General features: G+C 68.4%; 18 protein-coding genes. 12 read left to right on the top strand and 6 right to left on the bottom strand.

The genetic code is table 11. The features are described from left to right. Positions 1–29: 29 nt before the first annotated feature. Together PM1_RS03275 and PM1_RS03270 are read left to right on the top strand one after the other, a co-directional pair. Complete coding sequence (locus PM1_RS03275) at positions 30–179, top strand: hypothetical protein (protein ID WP_009613116.1); 150 nt, start codon at positions 30–32, stop codon at positions 177–179. 130 nt (positions 180–309) lie between these two features. Beyond that, on the top strand, positions 310–1,929 hold the full coding sequence (locus PM1_RS03270) for an NADP-dependent glyceraldehyde-3-phosphate dehydrogenase (protein WP_009613117.1): 1,620 nt from the start codon (positions 310–312) through the stop codon (positions 1,927–1,929). A 19-nt stretch (positions 1,930–1,948) separates the two neighbouring features. Here the strand turns inward: PM1_RS03270 and PM1_RS03265 are convergent, their stop codons facing one another. Beyond that, positions 1,949–2,248, bottom strand: coding sequence for a hypothetical protein (locus tag PM1_RS03265; RefSeq protein ID WP_009613119.1), 300 nt, complete (start codon positions 2,246–2,248; stop codon positions 1,949–1,951). A 97-nt stretch (positions 2,249–2,345) separates the two neighbouring features. Beyond that, a complete protein-coding gene (locus PM1_RS03260; protein WP_009613121.1) occupies positions 2,346–3,023 on the bottom strand; it encodes a YceH family protein in 678 nt (225 codons plus the stop codon). A 231-nt stretch (positions 3,024–3,254) separates the two neighbouring features. On the opposite strand from PM1_RS03260, the gene PM1_RS03255 reads away from it, so the two are divergent. Next, positions 3,255–4,748, top strand: coding sequence for an aldehyde dehydrogenase (locus PM1_RS03255; RefSeq protein ID WP_009613123.1), 1,494 nt, complete (start codon positions 3,255–3,257; stop codon positions 4,746–4,748). A 955-nt stretch (positions 4,749–5,703) separates the two neighbouring features. On the opposite strand, the gene PM1_RS03250 is transcribed toward PM1_RS03255, so the two are convergent. Beyond that, the gene (locus tag PM1_RS03250) at positions 5,704–6,384 is read right to left on the bottom strand and encodes a type 1 glutamine amidotransferase (protein ID WP_009613125.1); all 681 of its coding nucleotides are present in this window, start codon (positions 6,382–6,384) and stop codon (positions 5,704–5,706) included. Positions 6,385–6,667: 283 nt separating this feature from the next. Between PM1_RS03250 and PM1_RS03245 the strand changes: the two genes are divergently transcribed. The 9 genes from PM1_RS03245 to PM1_RS03205 all read left to right on the top strand — a co-directional run bounded on the left by PM1_RS03245 (position 6,668) and on the right by PM1_RS03205 (position 16,406). Continuing rightward, on the top strand, positions 6,668–7,888 hold the full coding sequence (locus PM1_RS03245) for a cytochrome P450 (RefSeq protein WP_009613127.1): 1,221 nt from the start codon (positions 6,668–6,670) through the stop codon (positions 7,886–7,888). Continuing rightward, positions 7,885–9,165, top strand: coding sequence for an FAD-dependent oxidoreductase (locus PM1_RS03240; protein ID WP_009613129.1), 1,281 nt, complete (start codon positions 7,885–7,887; stop codon positions 9,163–9,165). Before PM1_RS03245 ends, PM1_RS03240 begins: the two co-directional genes overlap by 4 nt. Continuing rightward, the gene (locus tag PM1_RS03235; protein ID WP_009613130.1) at positions 9,162–9,602 is read left to right on the top strand and encodes a flavodoxin domain-containing protein; all 441 of its coding nucleotides are present in this window, start codon (positions 9,162–9,164) and stop codon (positions 9,600–9,602) included. The genes PM1_RS03240 and PM1_RS03235 overlap by 4 nt, the downstream gene beginning before the upstream one ends. 10 nt (positions 9,603–9,612) lie before the next feature. Beyond that, entirely contained in the window at positions 9,613–10,335 is a 723-nt protein-coding gene (locus tag PM1_RS03230) for a type 1 glutamine amidotransferase (protein ID WP_009613131.1), read from the top strand. A 121-nt stretch (positions 10,336–10,456) separates the two neighbouring features. After that, positions 10,457–11,830 (top strand): glutamine synthetase family protein, encoded by a 1,374-nt coding sequence (locus PM1_RS03225; protein WP_009613132.1) that lies wholly within the window; start codon positions 10,457–10,459, stop codon positions 11,828–11,830. Further along, the gene (locus tag PM1_RS03220) at positions 11,827–12,519 is read left to right on the top strand and encodes a substrate-binding periplasmic protein (RefSeq protein WP_009613133.1); all 693 of its coding nucleotides are present in this window, start codon (positions 11,827–11,829) and stop codon (positions 12,517–12,519) included. Before PM1_RS03225 ends, PM1_RS03220 begins: the two co-directional genes overlap by 4 nt. A 153-nt stretch (positions 12,520–12,672) precedes the next feature. Beyond that, complete coding sequence (locus PM1_RS03215) at positions 12,673–13,422, top strand: FadR/GntR family transcriptional regulator (protein WP_009613134.1); 750 nt, start codon at positions 12,673–12,675, stop codon at positions 13,420–13,422. 402 nt (positions 13,423–13,824) lie between these two features. Next, complete coding sequence (locus PM1_RS03210; RefSeq protein ID WP_009613135.1) at positions 13,825–14,568, top strand: cache domain-containing protein; 744 nt, start codon at positions 13,825–13,827, stop codon at positions 14,566–14,568. A gap of 350 nt (positions 14,569–14,918) precedes the next feature. Beyond that, complete coding sequence (locus tag PM1_RS03205) at positions 14,919–16,406, top strand: APC family permease (protein WP_009613136.1); 1,488 nt, start codon at positions 14,919–14,921, stop codon at positions 16,404–16,406. 265 nt (positions 16,407–16,671) lie between these two features. Here the strand turns inward: PM1_RS03205 and yjiA are convergent, their stop codons facing one another. The 3 genes from yjiA to PM1_RS03190 all read right to left on the bottom strand — a co-directional run bounded on the left by yjiA (position 16,672) and on the right by PM1_RS03190 (position 20,013). Continuing rightward, positions 16,672–17,652 carry a GTPase gene (yjiA, locus tag PM1_RS03200; RefSeq protein WP_009613137.1) on the bottom strand — a complete coding sequence of 327 codons (981 nt, stop codon included), beginning with the start codon at positions 17,650–17,652 and terminating at the stop codon, positions 16,672–16,674. Between the two features lie 75 nt (positions 17,653–17,727). Further along, the gene (locus PM1_RS03195; protein WP_009613138.1) at positions 17,728–17,931 is read right to left on the bottom strand and encodes a YbdD/YjiX family protein; all 204 of its coding nucleotides are present in this window, start codon (positions 17,929–17,931) and stop codon (positions 17,728–17,730) included. 15 nt (positions 17,932–17,946) lie between these two features. After that, positions 17,947–20,013: a carbon starvation CstA family protein gene (locus tag PM1_RS03190; RefSeq protein ID WP_009613139.1), complete on the bottom strand. Its 2,067-nt coding sequence runs from the start codon at positions 20,011–20,013 to the stop codon at positions 17,947–17,949. Positions 20,014–20,085: the final 72 nt, after the last annotated feature.

Here is a 20,085-nt window from a genome sequence, read left to right as displayed (position 1 = left end):
CGGCTTCCCCCGTGAAAGGAGTACCGCCGATGTCCACCCAAGCCCGCGAGCCCAAGCCCTCCCCCGCCAACGACTGGCCGCGCGACTTCGACGTGCGCGAGCGCTATGCCGAGCAGCAGGAGCTGCTCGGCGAGGCCCGGGCGCCAGCCGCGCCCCGGCCGTCCGGCCGCGCCCGCTGAAAGCCCCTCGCCGGGCTTTCCGACGAACGCAGGCTGAAACGATTCACCTTCAGGCCGATCCAGGCTAAAAACAACATTCCGGGCGCCCTTCCCTTCTGCCCCAGCGGCGCCCGTTCCTGAGGGAGGAACCATGAGCCACAACCTCGACACCCTGTTCCCCGCCATCGACGACATCCCCGAGGCCTGGCGCCCCGACGCCCCGGTCGAGCAACGCGACTACCTGGTGAACGGCCAACTGCGCCGCTGGGACGGCCCGCTGGCGCCGGTGCGCAGCCCGATCTTCCTGAAGACCGCCGAGGGCGAGTGCCAGGTGATCCTCGGCAGCACCCCGCTGCTGGACGCCGACGCCGCGCTGGCCGCCCTCGACGCCGCCGTAGCCGCCTACGACAACGGCCAGGGCCTGTGGCCCAACCTGCGGGTGGCCGAGCGCATCCAGCACGTGGAGACCTTCCTGGCGCGCATGCGCGAGCAGCGCGAGGCGGTGGTGCGCCTGCTGATGTGGGAGATCGGCAAGAACCTCAAGGATTCGGAGAAGGAATTCGACCGCACCTGCGACTACATCGTCGACACCATCGAAGCGCTCAAAGAGCTGGACCGCCGCTCCAGCCGCTTCGAGCTGGAACAGGGCACCCTCGGCCAGATCCGCCGCGTACCGCTGGGCGTGGCGCTGTGCATGGGCCCGTACAACTACCCGCTGAACGAGACCTTCACCACGCTGATCCCGGCGCTGATCATGGGCAACACCGTGGTCTTCAAGCCGGCCAAGTTCGGCGTGCTGCTGATGCGCCCGCTGCTGGAGGCCTTCCGCGACAGCTTCCCGCCGGGGGTGATCAACATCATCTACGGCCGCGGCCGCGAGACCGTCTCGGCGCTGATGGCCAGCGGCAAGGTCGACGTGTTCGCCTTCATCGGCACCCACAAGGGCGCCGCCGATCTCAAGCGCCTGCACCCGCGCCCGCACCGCCTGCGCGCGGCCCTGGGCCTGGACGCGAAGAACCCCGGCATCGTCCTGCCGCAGGTGGACCTGGACAACGCCGTGGAAGAAGCCATCACCGGCGCGCTGTCGTTCAACGGCCAGCGCTGCACCGCGCTGAAGATCCTGTTCGTCCACGAAAGCGTGCTGCAGGGTTTCCTCGACAAGTTCAGCGCTCGCCTGGCCCAGCTCAAGCCGGGCATGCCCTGGGAGCCGGGCGTGGCACTGACGCCGCTGCCCGAGCCGGGCAAGGTGGACTACCTCAACGGCCTGCTGGAAGACGCCCTGGAAAAAGGCGCCAGGGTGATCAACGCCGGCGGCGGCCAGTCGCGCGAGAGCTTCTTCTACCCGGCGCTGCTCAGCCCGGTGACGGCGCAGATGCGCCTGTACCACGAGGAGCAGTTCGGCCCGCTGGTGCCGGTGGTGCCGTACCGCGAGCTGGAGGAAGTGATCGACTACGTGCTGCAGTCCGACTACGGCCAGCAGCTGAGCCTGTTCGGCAGCGACCCCGGGCAGGTCGGCCGGCTGGTGGACGCCTTCGCCAACCAGGTCGGCCGCATCAATATCAACGCCCAGTGCCAGCGCGGCCCGGACAGCTACCCGTTCAACGGCCGCAAGAACTCCGCCGAGGGCACCCTGTCGGTGCACGACGCGCTGCGCACCTTCTCCATCCGCACCCTGGTGGCGACGCGCTTCAATGCCGCCAACAAGGCGCTGATCAGCGAGATCATCCAGGGCCGCGAGTCGAACTTCCTGACCACCGACTACATCTTCTGAAGCCTGAGCAGGCGCCGCCCTAGATACGGATCAGTGTCTCGGTCGGCGGCGCCTGCTCGTTCAGTTCCTCCATCTGCAGCGCGTAGGAGCGGCGCAGGCGCAGCCGCTCGGCATCGCAGAGCAGCGGGCCCTGGGCGTCCTCGGCGCCGAAGGGGTCGTCACGCAGCACGCCGGTGATGCGCCCCTGGCGGAACAGCTCGCGGATCGCCAGCAGGTTGTTCTCGCGCTGCCCGCTCAACTCGGCGAGCGAGCGCGGCTGGCTTTCGGACAGCTGGCACAGCACCGACACCAGCAGCGCCTGCGTAAGTCTGGGCCCCATGGAAGCTCCCCTGTGCAGCCATGAAAACGGTCCTGGCACTATGCGGACGAATTCTTAAAGAATGCTTATCCGGCCGTTTCCATGGCCATCGTTGGTTTCAGTCCAGGCCGTTGTCGCGGTCCTGTTCCAGGCGCGCCAGGCGTTCCTCCAGGGCGGCCACGCGGGCCTCCAGTTCGAGGATGCGCGCCTCGTCCTGCACGCTGTGCTCGCCGCGCGGCGCCGGGGCGCCACGGCCACTGGCGGCGATGGCGGCCTCGCGGTCGGCGGCGCTGCCCAGCAGGTGCATGTAGCGGTCCTCGCGCTGGCCGCTCTGGCGTTCCAGCTGCACGGCGAAACCGCGGGCGGCCAGGCGTTCCAGCTGGTGACGGACTTCCTCGGTGTCGTCGAAATCGTGCATGCGCATGCTGCGGGTGAGCAGCTCGTTGAGCGTCTGCGGGCCGCGCAGGAACAGCAGGCCGAGCAGCACCCACTGCGGCTTGACCAGCTCCAGCGCCTTGTCCAGGCGCTGCTCCCAGCGGTCGGCGCGGCTGCCCATCACCAGGCGCACCATCTCCAGGCCCTCCAGCCTGCGCAGGGCCTGGCCGACCTGGCCGGGGTTGAGGTCCATCACCGGCTCGCGGCTGGTCTTCTGGTTGCAGGCGGTGACCAGGGCGTTGAGCGTCAGCGGATAGGCTTCCGGGGTGGTCAGCTGCTTCTCGATCAGGCTGCCGAGCACGCGGATGTCCACCGCGCTGAGGGGTTCGCGCTCGGGCAGGCTTGTGGATTCTTCGTTCATGTTGTTTCCAGGGGTCGCGTCGAGGCCCTTAGCCTAGCCGCGTCCGTCGGCTTTGGCACCCTCCATGGCGTCGCGTCTCACACCGGCCCGGCCTGCAGGCGGCTGACCGGCAGCGCTTCGCAGGCGACTATTGGCACTGGCGAGGGCTTAAGATATGGTCTCATATGTATTATTCGGCTCGCCTACCCGGCGGCCATCCACACCACAACAACGATCAGGAGCGACCCCACCATGACCCAAGCGACCCGAGCCGACTGGGAAGCCCGCGCCAGCCAACTGCGCATCGAAGGCCGCGCCTTCATCGACGGCCAGTACCGCGACGCCGCCGACGGCGCCACCTTCGACTGCCTCAGCCCGGTGGACGGGCGCCTGCTGGCCAAGGTCGCCAGCTGCGACGCCGCCGATGCCGAGCGCGCCGTGCAGAGCGCCCGCTCCGCCTTCGAGGCAGGCACCTGGTCGCAGCAGGCGCCGGCCGCGCGCAAGGCCGTGCTGGTGCGCTTCGCCAAGCTGCTGGAAGAACACGCCGAGGAACTGGCGCTGCTGGAAACCCTGGACATGGGCAAGCCCATCGGCGACTCGCTGAACGTCGACCTGCCCGGCGCGGTGGACAGCATCCGCTGGAGCGGCGAGGCCATCGACAAGGTCTACGACGAAGTGGCCGCCACCCCGCGCGACCAGCTCGGCCTGGTCACCCGCGAGGCGGTGGGCGTGGTCGCCGCCATAGTGCCGTGGAACTTCCCGCTGATGATGGCCAGCTGGAAGCTCGGCCCGGCCCTGGCCACCGGCAACTCGGTGATCCTCAAGCCGTCCGAGCGCTCGCCGCTGACCGCCATCCGCATCGCCCAGCTGGCGCTGGACGCCGGCCTGCCCAAGGGCGTGCTCAACGTGCTGCCGGGCTACGGCCACACCGTCGGCAAGGCCCTGGCGCTGCACATGGACGTGGACACCGTGGTGTTCACTGGCTCGACCAAAATCGCCAAGCAACTGCTGGTCTACGCCGGCGAATCGAACATGAAGCGCGTGTGGCTGGAGGCCGGCGGCAAGAGCCCGAACATCGTCTTCGCCGACGCCCCGGACCTGCAGGCGGCCGCCGAAGCCGCGGCAGCTGCCATCGCTTTCAACCAGGGTGAGGTCTGCACCGCCGGCTCGCGCCTGCTGGTGGAGAAGTCCATCAAGGCGCAGTTCGTGCCCATGGTGGTCGAGGCCCTGAAAGGCTGGAAAGCCGGCCACCCGCTGGACCCGGAAACCAACGTCGGCGCCCTGGTGGACGGCCGCCAGCTGGAGCAGGTGCTGGGCTACATCGAAGCCGGCAAGGCCGAGGGCGCCCGGCTGATGACCGGCGGCCGCCAGGTGCTGGAGGAAACCGGCGGCACCTACGTGGAGCCGACGCTGTTCGACGGCGTGAGCAACGCCATGAAGATCGCCCGCGAGGAAATCTTCGGCCCGGTGCTCTCGGTAATCGAGTTCGAAGGCGCCGAGGAAGCCATCCGCATCGCCAACGACACCCAGTACGGCCTGGGCGCGGCGGTCTGGACCCGCGATATCACCAAGGCCCACCAGACCGCCCGCGCCCTGCGCGCCGGCAGCGTGTGGGTGAACCAGTACGACGGCGGCGACATGACCGCGCCCTTCGGCGGCTTCAAGCAGTCGGGCAATGGCCGGGACAAGTCGCTGCATGCGTTCGACAAGTACACCGAGTTGAAGGCGACTTGGATCAAGCTCTGACTGTCCCTGCGCCGGCGTCTTTCGTAGGAGCGAGCTTGCTCGCGAAGGGAGTCTGCCGGCGGCTACGGTGTGTGGGGTTAGCTCCGTCCCCTCTCCCTAACCCTCGGCTGCGCGCCCCGCCCTGAAGGGAGAGGGAGCTGTCCGTGCCGCCGGGGAACATGGTTTACGCCGGCTCCTCCGGGGTAGCCGGCTAACTCCAGAACAGCCAAGCGCACCGAACGGTCCCCTCTCCCTATGGGAGAGGGTTAGGGTGAGGGAGCGGAGCCCAGCCGTGCTCCGGAGCGTCGTCGAAGTCCGTCACCCTCACCCCAGCCCTCTCCCAGAGGGAGAGGGGACTGTCCGTGCGGCCGGGAAACATGGTTTACGCCGATACCTCCGGAGCAGCCGGCTAACGCCAGCACAACCAAACGCACCGAACGGTCCCCTCTCCCTATGGGAGAGGGTTAGGGTGAGGGAGCGGAGCCCAGCCGTGCTCCGGAGCGTCGTCGAAGTCCGTCACCCTCACCCCAGCCCTCTCCCAGAGGGAGAGGGAGCCGTCCGTGCCAAGGGGGAATGTGGCTCATGCCGGTACCTCCGGAGCAGCCGGCTAACGCCAGCACAACCAAACGCACCGAACGGTCCCCTCTCCCTCCGGGAGAGGGTTAGGGTGAGGGAACGAAGTCCAGCCGTGCTCCGGAGCGTCGTCGAAGTCCGTCACCCTCACCCCAGCCCTCTCCCAGAGGGAGAGGGAGCCGTCCGTGCCAAGGGGGAATGTGGCTCATGCCGGTACCTCCGGCGTAGCCGGCTAACGCCAGAACAGCCGAGCACACCGAACGGTCCCCTCTCCCTTCAGGGCGGGGCGCGCAGCCGAGGGTTAGGGAGAGGGGACGGAGCCAACCTCACACACCGCGACCGCCGGCAGACTCCGTTCGCGAGCAAGCTCGCTCCTACAACAAGCAACAAGCAACCCCCCCAATCACAACCGCCCCAGAAAATCCCCCAGCAACCCCCGGCAATTCCCCTTGTTCACCCCCTCCCGCTCGGCGATCTCCGCACGAATCCGCTCCGGCAAATCCCCCGCCTCGGCCATAAAGCGCCGGCCCTCCTCGCTGCGCCGCCAATAGGCGATCCAGGTGTCGAACATCGCCGTGTCGATCTCCGGGTGGAACTGCACGCCCAGGCTGCGCCCATGGCTATAGGCCTGAGCCGCCAGCTCGGTGGCACCCAACAGGGTGGCACCCGGCGGCGGGGTGAAGGCGTCGAAGTGGAAGTTCAGCCAGGGACCGCGGAAGGCCCAGTCCGCCTCTGGGGTGTCGATGGGCGTCCAGCCGATCTCGGCCTGGCGGTTGCGGTACACCTCGCCGCCCAGGGCGCGGGCCAGCAGCTGGCTGCCGAAGCAGATTCCCCAGGTCGGCACGCCGCGCGCCTGCACGGCCTTCAGCCAGGCCAGTTCGCCGCCCAGCCAGGGCACGCGGTGGTCGTAGGCCGACTCGGGGCTGCCCAGCACCAGCAGCAGTTCCAGGCGCTCCGGCGGCGGCAGGCCTTTCTCTACGCAGCGCAATTCCAGGTCGATGCCCTGCTCGGCGAACAGCTCCGGCAGGCAGCCGGCGACGTCGGCGGCATCGTGCAGCACAGCGATGGCACGGGATGGTTTCATGGCGCTTCCTCCTTAAAGATTTTAAAACAGATTTTTTATTTGCCTCATCCGCTGCGCTGAAACCCGCATGAAACCTGGATTCTCGCTTTCACGAGCAACCAAGCCCCATCCAAAAGGCACCGGAAAGGTGGAAAAAGCCTGTTGAAAACTATGAAACCATATTTTAAATTCAAATCCATCCCCCGCCGCCCACCGACGGCGGATGGCGGCGCCGCCCGGCATCGCCCATCACAACAACAGCGCACCGCCCACTGGCGGCAAGCGCCAGAACGGAGGTGTCCGAATGACCACCAGCGCCCCTACCCGCCTCGATGACGCGCCCTACCTGGATGTCAGCGACCCGAGCTTCTCCATCCGCTCCCAGGCGGTGATGGATGCCCGCGCGCAAAGCTGGTTCGCCCGCACGCCCTATGGCATCGCCGTGCTGCGCTACGACGAGGTGAACAAGCTGCTGCGCGACCAGCGCCTGCGCCAGGGCAGCTACGCCTGGCCCGCGCACAACAACGCCAGCGGCAGCTTCGCCGACTGGTGGATGCGCATGCTGCTGAGCAAGGAGGGCGCCGACCATTCGCGCCTGCGCCGCCTGGCCAACCCGGCCTTCGCGCCCAAGCTGGTGAAGCAGATGATGCCGGACTTCCAGCGCCTGGCCGGCGACCTGATCGCGCAGTTCGAAGGCCGCGGCGAGTGCGAGTTCGTCAGCGAGTTCGCCGAACCCTACGCCACCCAGGTGATCTGCCTGCTGCTCGGCCTGCCGATCAGCCAATGGAAGGGCCTGGCCGACCTGGCGGTGGAGATGGGCCTGGCCCTGGGCGTGACCTTCAAGCGCGACGAGGCGCGCATCAACGCCGCCACCGACAAGCTGTTCGGCTACGCCCGCCAGGCGGTGGAAGCGCTCAAGCGCAACGGCCTGGGCGAGGACTTCCTCAGCAGCCTGGTGCGCGCCAACGAAGAGGACAAGAACGCCCTCAGCGACCAGGAGCTGTACGACATGATCGTCCTGGCGATCTTCGGCGGCATCGACACCACCCGCAACCAGCTCAGCCTGGCCATGGACACCTTCCTCCAGCACCCCGCGCAATGGGAGCTGCTGGGCAACGACGCGGAACTGGCCCGCGCCGCCGTGGAAGAAGTGATGCGCGTGCGCCCGACCGTCACCTGGGTCACCCGCGAGGCGCTGGAAGACTTCGAATACCAGGGTCTGCACATCGCCAAAGGCACCACCGTGCACCTGTTCAGCCAGGCCGCCGGCAGCGACCCGCACGCCTTCGAGGACGCCAGCTTCGACATCACCGCCAAGCGCCTGCCGCACTTCGGCTTCGGCGCCGGCGCGCACCACTGCATCGGCCACTTCATCGCCCGCGGCGACATGACCGCGGCCCTGGCCCTGCTCGCCCAGCACCTGAAGCACCCGGCGCCCAACGGCGAGGCCGAATGGCTGCCGGACAGCGGCAACACCGGCGCCACCCGCCTGCCGATCCGCTTCGACGCGGTGCCGGCGAAATGAACGCACCCAGCGTAGCCATCGTCGGCAGCGGGCCCTCGGCCTGCTACCTGGCCCAGGCCCTGCGCAAGCACTGGGCGGACGCGCAGATCGTGCTGCTCGAACGCCTGCCCGCGCCCTTCGGCCTGGTGCGCTACGGCGTGGCGCCGGACCACCAGGGCACCAAGGCGGTGTGCCGGCAGTTCGAGCGGCTGTTCGAGCGCGAAGGCGTGGCATTCCTCGGCAACCTGGAGGTGGGCCGCGACCTGTCCCTGGAGCAATTGCGCGAGGCCTTCGACCTGGTGGTGCTCGCCACCGGCCTGTACGGCGACCGCCGCCTGGGCATCCCCGGCGACGAGCTGCCCGGCGTCTACGGCTCCGGCCGCGTCACCCGGCTGTTCAACGGCCACCCGGACGAACAGGGCTTCGCCCCGGCGTTCGGCCGCCGCGTGGCCATCGTCGGCAACGGCAACGTGGCCGTCGACTTGCTGCGCCTGCTGGCCAAGTCGGCCGAGGACTTCGCCGGCTCCGACATCGCCGAGGCGCCGCTGCAGGCGCTGCTGGCCGAAGGCGTGGAGCGCATCGACATCCTCGGCCGCTCGCCCGCCGCCCAGGCCCGCTTCGACCCGGTGATGCTGCGCGAGCTGGGCAAGCTGGCCGGGGTGCGCATCCGCATCGAGGACTTGCCGCCGGCAGACGCCCCCTGTGCCGACGCCACCGAGCAGGCGCGCCTGGACGTGCTGCGCGCGCTGGCCGCGCAGGAGCAGCCGGCAGCCGGCCGCGAACTGGTCTTCCACTTCGGTTGGACACCCCAGGCCATCCACGGCGCCGCAAGCGTCGAAGCCCTGGAACTGCGCCACGCCGACGGCCGCGAACTGCGCCTGGAGGTGGACAGCCTGGTCAGCGCCATCGGCTTCGAGGAAGCGGCCGACGGCCTGCTGCAACGCGACGCCCTGCGGGGCGCCAACGCCGACCTCGAACGTGGCCGCCTGGACCACGGCCTGTACTGCGTCGGCTGGCTGCGCCGCGGCCCGCGCGGGACCATCCCGGAGAACCGCCTGGACGCCCGCCTGGTCGCCGAGACCATGGTCGCCGACCAGCAGGCCACGCCGCGCAATGGCCGCCCCGGCCTCGCCGCCCTGCCCGCCGGGCTGCGCGAACGCACCGTCGGCTACCCGCAGTGGCAGCGCATCGACCACGCCGAAACCCGGGCCGCCGCCCCCGGCCGCGTGCGCCGCAAGATCACCGACCGCGCCGGCATACTCGCCATCGCCCGCAGCCCCCAGGAGAACCCCGCATGAACATCCTCATCCTCTTCGGCACCGAGACCGGCAACGCCGAGATGGTCGCCGACGACCTCGCCGACGCCCTGGGCGCCGACTACCCCACCCAGGTCCGCGACATGGCCGCCTTCGATCCGGCCACGCTGAACCCGCAGGACTTCCACGTCATCGTCTGCTCCACCTACGGCGACGGCGAGCTGCCCAACAGCGCCCAGCCCTTCCACGCCGCGCTGCAAGGCCAGCGCCCGGACCTGGCCGGCCTGCGCTTCGCCACCTTCGGCCTGGGCGACAGCTTCTACGAGACCTTCAACCGCGGCAGCCGGATCATCGCCGACGCCCTCGTGGAGCTGGGCGCACAGCAGGTCGGCGAGCACGGCCAGCACGACGCCTCCAGCGGCGAGCTGCCCGGCGACGCGGCGCTGGCCTGGGCCAAGGGCCTGCTCGGGCAGCTCTGAGGAGAACGCCATGCGCCTGTGCATCATCGAGAACGGCCTGATCCCCGAGGAACTGCAGGACGCTTTCGGCAGCTACCCGGCGATGATCGAAAGCTGGCTGGCCCCGGCGCTGCCCGAGGCGGACTTCACCTACGTCTCGGCGGTGCGCGGCGAGCCGCTGCCCGAGGCCACCGCCTTCGACGGCTACCTGCTGACCGGCTCGCGCCATAGCTGCTACGAACACAGCCCCTGGATGCTGCATCTGGTCGCCCTGCTGCGGCGCCTACGCAGCCTGCGCCGGCCGGTGTTCGGCATCTGCTTCGGGCACCAGATCATGGCCGACGCCTTCGACGGCCGCACCACCCGCGCCGAGGTCGGCTGGGGCGTCGGCGCCCAGGCCTACCGGTACGACGCCGAGGGCCTGGAGGACGCGGCCACCCTGGTGTTCCACCAGGACCAGGTCAGCAGCCTGCCGCCGCAGGCGCGGGTGGCCGGCGGCTCCGCGCATTGCCCGCACGGCGTGCTGGAGTACGCCTTCCCGGCGCGCTCGGTGCAGTTCCACCCGGAGTTCACCGCCGGCTACCTGGCCGCCCTGCTCGACCGCTACGGCAACGGCCTGCTGCCGGCGGACGTCACCGCGCGGGCCTGGGAATCGCTGCGGCAGCTGAGCCCGGACAACCGGCAGATCGCCCGCTGGGCTGCCGCCTTCTTCCGCGAACACGCCCGCCCGGTCTGTTCCCCGTTCATCCCCTAGCCCGGCGCTTCGCAGAGAGGTTCCGTTCTTCGCCACAAAACATATAAACACAGTTTACAAATTTAAATTCATCCGCCATCGCAGCGTGCCTTGCCTGCCGCTGCCCGAGGAGAACCCCGAAATGACAGCGCTCGATCTACACAAGGAATACAACACCAGCTCCGCCGTCGCCCAGGACCTCGCCGCGCGCATCCGCGAATCCGGCGTGGAGTACCTGTACTACCAGGTGGTCACCCTCAGCGGCCGCGTGCTGGCCAAGGTGGTGCCGGCCAAGCACCTGCTGCGCAACCTGGAGAAGGGCGTGCAGTTCCACCGCACCGCGCTCTCCGACCTGCAGAGCACCCGCGCCGGCGTGCTGCTCGGTGGCGGCGCCCAGGCCGCGGAATTCACCGCCATCCCCGACGTGAGCAGCTTCAACGTGCTGCCCTGGGACAAGTCCATCGGCAGCTTCTTCTGCCGCCTGTACGAGCCCGACCACCGACAGGAAGTCGCCGGCCAGGTGCTGGCCACCGACGCCCGCGGCCTGCTGATCGACAGCCACAAGGCCTTCACCGCCGACACCGGGCTGAGCCTGAAGACCGGCTGCGAACCGGAGATGACCTGGTTCGGCGACAAGCTGGAAGTCAAGGTGCGCCCCGGCGCCAGCCCGGCCTACCACCTGGGCAACCTGGAGACCATGCGGCCGATCTTCCAGCGCGTGATGCAGTATGCCGGCGCCATGGGCCTGGACATGATCGAGGGCGACTACGAGGACCCGGGCCAGCTCGAACTGAACTGGATGTTCGACGACTGCCACCTCACCGCCGACCGCCTGGTGACCTATCGCCTGATCTGCCGCCAGGTGGCCAACGAGTTCGGCGTGCGCGCCAGCTTCATGCCCAAGCCCACCACCGGCAGCATGGGCAGCGGCTGCCACCACAACTTCAGCCTGTGGCGCGGCGAGCAGAACGTGCTGGCCGAAGCCGGCCGCCGCGAACTGCACCTGACCGACACCGGCCGCCACGCCCTCGGTGGCCTGCTGGCCCACGCCCCTGGCTCGATGCTGGTGATGGCCTCCACCGTGAACTCCTACAAGCGCTTCTGGGACGCCGGCCTGTTCGCCCCCAACCGCCTGAACTGGGGCATGGACAACAAGACCTGCACCGTGCGCCTGTCGGCCAACGGCCGCCTGGAATACAAGCTGCCCGACGCCAGCGTGAACCCCTACCTGTCGCACACCCTGCTGCTGGCCGGCATCCGCGACGGCCTGGAAAACCGCACCGACCCGGGCGCCCCGGACAACAGCGACAGCATCCCCGCCGCCCGCGAGAACGTGCGCATGCCGATGACCCTCGGCGAAGCCGTGCAGGCCTTCGACGAAGACGCCGTGGTGCGCGGCGCGCTGCCGCCGGCGATGGCCGAGCTGTACCGCGACCTCAAGGCCGACGAGTGGGCGCGCTACTGCTCCGTCGTCACCGAGTGGGAAGCCAAGATGTACATGGACTACCTGCCATGAGCGGCGTATTGCGCGTTCTCTGCGCCGACCTGCCGGCCCCGCCGCTGTTCCACAAGGACGCCGAGGGCTACCGCCACGGCTACGAGTCCGACGTCGCCCGCGCCCTGGCCAGGCGCCTGGGCCGCGAAGCGCAGTTCGTCTACCGCAACTGGGCGGACTTCTACCCGGCGCTGCAGGCCGGCGACGCCGATATCCTGCTGTGCGGCCAGGGCATCTCCAACTACCGCCTGACCCTCGCCGACTTCACCGCGCCCTACGCGGTGTTCGACGAAGCGGTGATGGTGCTGCGCGGCAGCCTGGTGCGCAGCCCGGCGGACCTGGTCGGCAAGAAGGTCGGGGCGATCGCCAACAGCCTCAACATGGCCCTGGCGGAAACCTTCGAAGGCTGCGTCACCGTGCCCTTCGGCGGCGACACCGACGACGTGCTCGGCGACATGGTCCGGGCCCTGCGCGAAGGCCATATCGACGCCCTGGTGGACGACGATGTGGCGCTGGTGCCGCTGGCCGAGGAGCCCGACCTGGCCATCGGCTTCAGCGTGCCCACCCACAACCGCTGGGGCATCGCGGTGAAGCGCGGCCAGGGGCCGTGGCTGGACGAGGTGGACAGCGCCCTGGCGGCGCTGAAGGCCGACGGCGAACTGCAACGCATCTGGCAACGGTGGATGCCGAGCCTGGCCTACCCGTTCTGACACAACTCGCGGCAATCGGCCGCCCCTTTGGGGCGGCCGCTTTCTACATTGAACTCTGAGTATGAGGTTATACTGCGCCAGCCCCTCACCCCCTCCGGCCCTTACAGGAGTTCTGGCTCCGGCGCCCAGCACCCGCCGCGGCCGCAACGCAGTATGAATGGATCCTCACCCACCGCTCCCGGCCCCTTCATCCGCCTGCGCCAGGAAGGCCGCACCGAAGAGGTCGTGCGCCGGCTGATGGACGCCATCGACCTCGGCCTGTTCGCCGAGGGCCAGCAACTGCCCAGCGAGACCGAGCTGGCCATGCAGTTCGGCGTGGCCACCGTGACCCTCCGCGAAGCCCTGGCCTACCTGCGCCAGCGCGGCGTCATCGAGACCCGCCGCGGGCGCAACGGCGGCAGCTTCATCCGCGCCATCGAGGAAATCCCCGCCGAGATCGTCTTGAGCCGCCTCGACGAGCTGAGCACCATCGACCTGCGCGACCTCTGCGACGAACACATCGCCATTTCCGGCACCGCCGCGCGCCTGGCCGCCCGCCGCGCCTCCCGCGAGCACCACCAGCACCTGGCGCAGTACATAGAGACCCTGGGCAAGGCCGGTACCCGCCACGAACGCCGCCGCGCCGACGCGCGCTTCCACATCGAGATAGCGGTGGCCTCGCAGTCGGTGCGCCTCACCCACGCGGAAATCCGCCTGCAGGCGGAGATCGGCGAGCTGCTCTGGCTGCCGGTGCCCGGCGCGCCCAGTGTGGAAACCATCCAGCAGGAGCACACGGCGATCCGCGAAGCGATAGTCGCCGGCGACCCGAACCTGGCCGGCGCCCTGGTCGAGGCCCACGTCAACCGCGGCATCAAGCGCCTGATCGACATGAAGCTGGAACTCCTGGCCCAGGAAGCGCCCTAGGCCGAATGGCCCCATGTAGGAGCGCGCCCTGCGCGCGAATCGCGGACAAGGTCCGCTCCTACGGTTCCAGGAAACACGGCTTTTCGTAGGATGGTGTTGAGCGAAGCGATACCCATCGCCAAGGCAGCATTCACAGCTCAACCCACCCTACGTGGAAGTCGACTGCGTACACCTGTAGGAGCGGGCCCTGCCCGCGATTCGCGCGCAGGGCGCGCTCCTACAGGTGGATTCGGAGCCGGGCGTTGTAGGCGCGGAATCCGTTCGCGAGCAAGCTCGCTCCTACGAGAAGCAGCCTCAGCCGCGTTGGCACAACCCTTGCCCTGTTTTTCCCGTGCAAACCTCTGATTTAGGATTTTTATCCGCCGGAGGTCCGCTTCCCCTTAGAACAAGAGACTCCAGGCCATGGCGAGCGCAGTGTGTGAAACCCCGTTGGACGAGTGCGCCCAGCGCATCGACGTGTCGATCAGTAACATCTTTGCCCAGATCGACACCCTGGCCAACGCCATCGACAGCATCTGGCGCGAGGCCGACGGCAGGCCCGTGGATTCCGCCGACCTGGCCAGCCTGCGGCCGCTGATAGAAGGCTGCCTGACGCAGCCCGGCGCCTGCCTGCAGGGCTGTGGCGTGGTGCTGCAGCCGGGCGTGCTGCGCGACAAGGAGATGTACCTGGAGTGGCGCCAACTGGGCGCCGGCGGGCGCACCGTGCCGCTGAGCCTGAACTTCAACCGGCGCAGCGAGAACTTCTACGACTACTGCGCCATGCCCTGGTTCGCCATCCCGCGCGACAGCGGGCGCAGCAGCGTGGTCGGTCCCTACGTCGACCTCTACGGCCAGGACATGTACATCCTCACCTTCTCCCGCCCGCTGCTGCTGGAGGGGCGCTTCCTCGGCGTGGCCGCCGCGGACATCGCGCTGAACCGCTTCGAGCGGGTGGTCACCGCCAAGCTCATGCGCCTGGAGCACGAGGCGCTGATCCTCAGCGGCGAAGGCCGGGTGGTGGCGGCCAACACCGCCAACTTCATCGCCGGCGAGATAGCCAGCCTGGGGCTGGCCAGCGATACCCGCTGCCAGCGCGCCAACCTGGCCGAGCAGTCCGCCCACTGGACCCTGGTGCAACTGCCGGAGAAGCGCCACCGCGCAGCCTGAGCCCGCCAGTGCTCCCGAAGGGAGCAATGCGGCGTTACTCCGCCCCATTTTCGTTCCCCGCCGGGGCGCTGAACTGCCCTGGCGGCCCCGTCGCCCGGGCCGTTGCGCGCAAGAGCCCGCCGCTCTAGCTCCAGACTTCCCACCCTCCAGCGCAGAGCGCCCAATAAAACATTTTAAATCATATGTAATATGGCATAGGCTGTGCTTGCTCCACGCAGGCGGCCGCCGCTGTTACCCCAGCCCGGCCGCCCCGGTTTTCACCGCTGCCGCCACACGCCGTGGGCAGCGGGCTCCCAGTCCCGATCCATCTGTTCAATGCCGACGTGCATAGCCATACAGGAACAATAACGATGAACAGTCCGATCCAACCCGGCATCGCCCCGGTCGACCGCGATGCGGAACAGCTCCGCGCGCTGGGCTATTCCTCCAACTTCGAACGCAGCATGAGCCTGTGGCAGAACTTCGCCCTGGGCTTCACCTATCTTTCGCCGGTGGTCGGCGTGTACAGCATCTTCGGCCTGTGCCTGGCCGCCGGCGGGCCGCCGATGTTCTGGTCGTACCTGCTGGTGGGCCTGGGGCAGATGCTGGTGTGCCTGATCTTCTGCGAAGTGGTCTCGCAGTTCCCGATCTCCGGCGGCGTGTACCCCTGGGCCCGACGCCTGGTGGGCAAGCGCTGGGCATGGATGGTCGGCTGGATCTACTCGGTGTCGCTGTGCGTGACCATTGCCGCGGTGGCCCTGGGCGCCGGCCCCTACGTCGCCACGCTGCTCGGCTTCGAGGCCGACCCGGCGACCAACACCCTGATCGGCCTGGGCCTGACGCTGGTCGCCACGCTGCTCAACCTCAGCGGCACCAGGCTGCTGGCGCGGGTGGCCATGTTCGGCTTCCTCTGCGAGCTGATCGGCGCCATCGTCATCGGCGGCTACCTGCTGATCTTCGAACGCCACCAGCCGATCTCGGTGCTGTTCGACACCTTCGACATCCGCATCGACGGCGCCTACTGGCCGGCGTTCCTCACCGCCTCCCTGGCCGGCATGTTCCTCTACTACGGCTTCGAGGCCTGCGGCGACGTCGCCGAGGAAACCCCGAACCCCAGCCGGCGCATTCCCAAGGCCATGCGCATGACCATCTGGATCGGCGGCGGCGCCTCGATGTTCGCCGCCCTGGCGCTGATCCTCGCGGTGCCGGACATAGGCGCGGTGATCTCCGGCGCCGACAAGGACCCGATGAGCACCATCTTCGACGGCGCCTTCGGCCCGCTCGGCGCGCGCCTGGTGATGCTGGTGATCCTGGTGTCGTTCGTCTCCTGCGTGCTCAGCCTGCAGGCCGCCGCCAGCCGCCTGCTGTACTCCTACGCCCGCGACGAGATGGTCATGGGCAGCCGCCTGCTGCAGCGCCTGTCGCCCAACACCCACGTGCCCACCGCCGCCCTGGTGGTGTGCGGGGTGATCCCGGCGATCATCGTGTGCATCGGTTTCTACCTGCAGAACGCCATCGGCACCGTGGTCAGCTTCGCCGCCATCGGCATCTACCTGGCCTTCCAGATGATCGTCGGCGCCGCCCTGTTCGCCCGCCTGCGCGGCTGGAAGCCCAGCGGCGCCTTCACCCTGGGCAAGTGGGGCTGGCCGGTGAACATCGCCGCCCAGGTCTACGGCCTGCTGGCGATCGTCAACATGTCCTGGCCGCGCACCCCGGATGCGCCCTGGTACATCAACTACGGGATCATCCTGGTGGGCGCCATCGTGATCGCCGTGGGGCTGGTGTACATGACGGTGTTCAAGCCCTACGACAAGGGCACGGCGCCGGCTGGGGATGCGTGGAAGCTGGCCCGGCATTGAGGCCTGGCCTGAAGAAGAACGCCCGGTGAATGCCGGGCGTTTCTTTTTGAAGAGGGGTCAAGGGCTGGGGAGAGGGAGCAACTGTCTGCGCCGAGGCGTTTTTCGTAGGATGGGTTGAGCTTGCGAAACCCATGCGGTTGCGCTGATGGGTATCGCTTCGCTCAACGCCATCCTACGAAAAGCCATGCTCGCTCATGCGGTAGGAGACTTTGTCCGCGATTGGGCCCACCGGCCACGTAGGATGCGCCCTACGGCGCCCCGCCGCTCACCCCACGATCGCCTCGAACCCCTGGCGGATCTGCTCCTCCGGCAGGTTGTCGCCGATGAACACGATCACGCTCTCGCGCGCCTCCTCGCCCCAGGGCGTGTCCCAGTCGAAGCCGTACAGCCGCAGCACGCCCTGGAACACCAGGCGGCGTTCCTCGCCCTGGATGTTCAGCACGCCCTTGTAGCGCAGCAGCGAGTTGCCGTGCCATTGCAGCAGGTCGTCCATGAACTCGCTCAGGCGTTCGATGTTCAGCGGCTTGTCGCTGCGCAGCACCAGGGTGCGGATGCGGTCGTCGCTGGCCGCCACCGGGCGCAGCGGTTGCAACGGGCGCAGGCCGAGGTCGGCGTTGAGGTTGAAGCCGCGCACGTCGAGCAGGCGTTCCAGTTCGATGCGGCCGTGGTCCACCGGGTACAGCTCGGCGCGCCGGTTGATGCGCTGCAGGCGTTCGGCCAGGGCCTGGTACTGCTCGGCGCTGACCAGGTCGCGCTTGCTCACCAGGATGCGGTCGCCGAAGCCGACCTGGGCCTGGGCGATGGCCTCCTGCAGGTGGCGGTCGGCGTTGGCGGCGTCCACCAGGGTGATGATGCCGTCGAGCAGGTAGCGCTCGCGCAGCGTCTCGTCGACGAAGAAGGTCTGCGCCACCGGCGCCGGGTCGGCCAGGCCCGTGCATTCGATCACCAGGCGGTCGAAGGCGATCTCGCCGCTGTCGCGCTGCTCCAGCAGCAGGTACAGCGAACGCTCCAGGTCGTTGTTGATGGTGCAGCAGACGCAGCCGTTGGACAGCGTCATGACCTGCGCCGGGGCATCGCCCAGCAGCTGGCCGTCGATGGGGGCGTCGCTGAATTCGTTCTCGATCACCGCGATCTTCAGGCCGTGCTCGGCCTGCAGGATGTGGCGCAACAGGGTGGTCTTGCCGGCGCCGAGGAAGCCGGTGAGCACGGTCACCGGAATCTGCGCGGGCACTACGGAATCACTCATGGGAACCATCCGGGCAGGAAAATGAAAACGGGCCGCTCGCTGGCGGCCCGTCCGTTTATACACCCATCCGCGGCTTCAGCAGCAACGGATCGGTCGCCCCTTGCCGCCGCCGTAGCGTGCCTCCTGGCGTTCGCGGAAGAACTCCTTGTAGCTCATCACCGGCTTGTCCGGGTGCTTGTTGCGCATGTGCTCGACATAGGTGTCGTAGTCGGGCATGCCCACCAGCATCCTGGCGGCCTGCCCGAGGTACTTGCCCATGCGGCTGAGGTCATTGAACACGTGTCACCTCCTGCCTCAGGCCTCGGGAATGGGCTGGAACGGCGCTTCCTTGTCGGTGCGCTCCTTCTTGGTCCAGGCCTTGGCGCCGACCTTGATGGAGTACACCAGCACGCTGAACACCACCAGCAGGAACAGCACGGTGAGGCCGGCGTTGATGTAGGCGTTGAGCATCACCGTCTTGACCTGGGCGAGGTCCTTGGCCGGGGCCAGGACCTGGCCGGCGTCCAGCGCGGCGCCGTACTTCTGCGCCAGGGCGACGAAGCCCACCGCCGGGTTGCCGTCGAAGATCTTGATCAGGCCCGCGGCGCTGGTGCAGATCAGCAGCCAGGCCGCCGGCAGCGCGGTGACCCACACGTACTGCTGGCGCTTCATCTTGATCAGCACCACGGTGGCGAGCATCAGGGCGATGCCGGCGAGCATCTGGTTGGAGATGCCGAACAGCGGCCACAGGGTGTTGATGCCGCCCAGCGGGTCGACCACGCCCTGGTACAGCAGCCAGCCCCACAGCGCCACGCAGCCGCCGGTGCCGACGATGTTGGCGCCCCAGGAGTCGGTCTTCTTCAGCGACGGGACGAAGTTGCCCAGCAGGTCCTGCAGCATGAAGCGCCCGGCGCGGGTGCCGGCGTCCACCGCGGTGAGGATGAACAGCGCCTCGAAGAGGATCGCGAAGTGGTACCAGAAGGCCATGGTGTTCTCGCCCGGCAGCACCTGGTGGAGGATGTGGGCGATGCCCACGGCCAGGGTCGGGGCGCCGCCGGCGCGGGCCAGGATGGTGGTCTCGCCGATGTCCTTGGCGGTCTGGGTGAGTATTTCCGGGGTGATGGCGAAGCCCCAGCCGCTGACGGTCGCGGCCACCGCGGCGACGTCGGTACCGACCACCGCCGGCGGGCTGTTCATGGCGAAGTAGATGCCCGGCTCGATCACCGAGGCGGCGACCATGGCCATGATCGCCACGAAGGACTCCATCAGCATGCCGCCGTAGCCGATGTAGCGGGCGTCGGGCTCGCGGTTGAGCAGCTTGGGCGTGGTGCCCGAGGAGATCAGCGCGTGGAAGCCGGACACGGCGCCACAGGCGATGGTGATGAACAGGAAGGGGAACAGGCTGCCCTTCCACACCGGGCCGGTGCCGTCGGTGAACTGCGTCAGGGCCGGCATCTTCAGCTCCGGCATGACGATCAGGATGCCGATGGCCAGGGCGACGATGGTGCCGATCTTCAGGAAGGTCGACAGGTAGTCGCGCGGGGCCAGCAGCAGCCACACCGGCAGCACCGAGGCGATGGCGCCGTAGCCGATCAGCATCCAGACGATCTGCACGCCGTGGAAGGTGAACACCGGCGCCCATTCGGGGCTGGCCGCGACCTGCCCGCCGAGCCAGATGGAGCCCAGCAGCAGGGCCACGCCGACCACCGAGATCTCGCCGATGCGGCCCGGGCGGATGTAGCGCATGTACACACCCATGAGGATCGCGATCGGGATGGTGGCCATCACCGTGAACATGCCCCAGGGGCTTTCCGCCAGGGCTTTCACCACGATCAGGGCGAGCACCGCGAGGATGATGATCATGATAAGGAACGCGCCGAACAGGGCGATGGTCCCCGCCACCTGCCCCATTTCCTCGCGCACCAGTTCACCCAGCGAGCGCCCGTTGCGGCGGCTGGAGATGAACAGGATCATGAAGTCCTGCACCGCGCCGGCCAGGACCACCCCGGCGATCAGCCAGAGGGTGCCGGGCAGGTAGCCCATCTGCGCGGCGAGCACCGGGCCCACCAGCGGGCCGGCGCCGGCGATGGCGGCGAAGTGGTGACCGAAGAGGATGTGCTTGTTGGTCGGGACGTAGTCCAGGCCGTCGTTGTTGAGCACCGCGGGGGTGGCTCGGTTGGGGTCCAGTTGCATCACCTTCTCGGCGATGAACAGGCTGTAGTAGCGGTAGGCGACCAGGTAGATGGCGACCGCCGCTACCACGATCCACAGGGCATTGATGGCTTCGCCGCGGCGAAGCGCCACGACTCCTAAGGCACATGCTCCGACTATCGCCACGATCGCCCAGGCGAGGTGACGTAGCAGGCTGTTGTTATTGTTCATGGCGATGCTTCCGACTGTTGAAGGGCGAGAATTCGCAGGAAAAATTCTAGTCCTTTCCGGCGAGTCATTCAT

Source organism: Pseudomonas sp. M1, from assembly GCF_022760135.1.
Taxonomy (GTDB): Bacteria; Pseudomonadota; Gammaproteobacteria; order Pseudomonadales; family Pseudomonadaceae; genus Pseudomonas; species Pseudomonas citronellolis.
The sequence above is the reverse complement of the archived record's forward strand: the minus strand, read 5'-3'. Positions and strand labels throughout refer to the sequence as shown.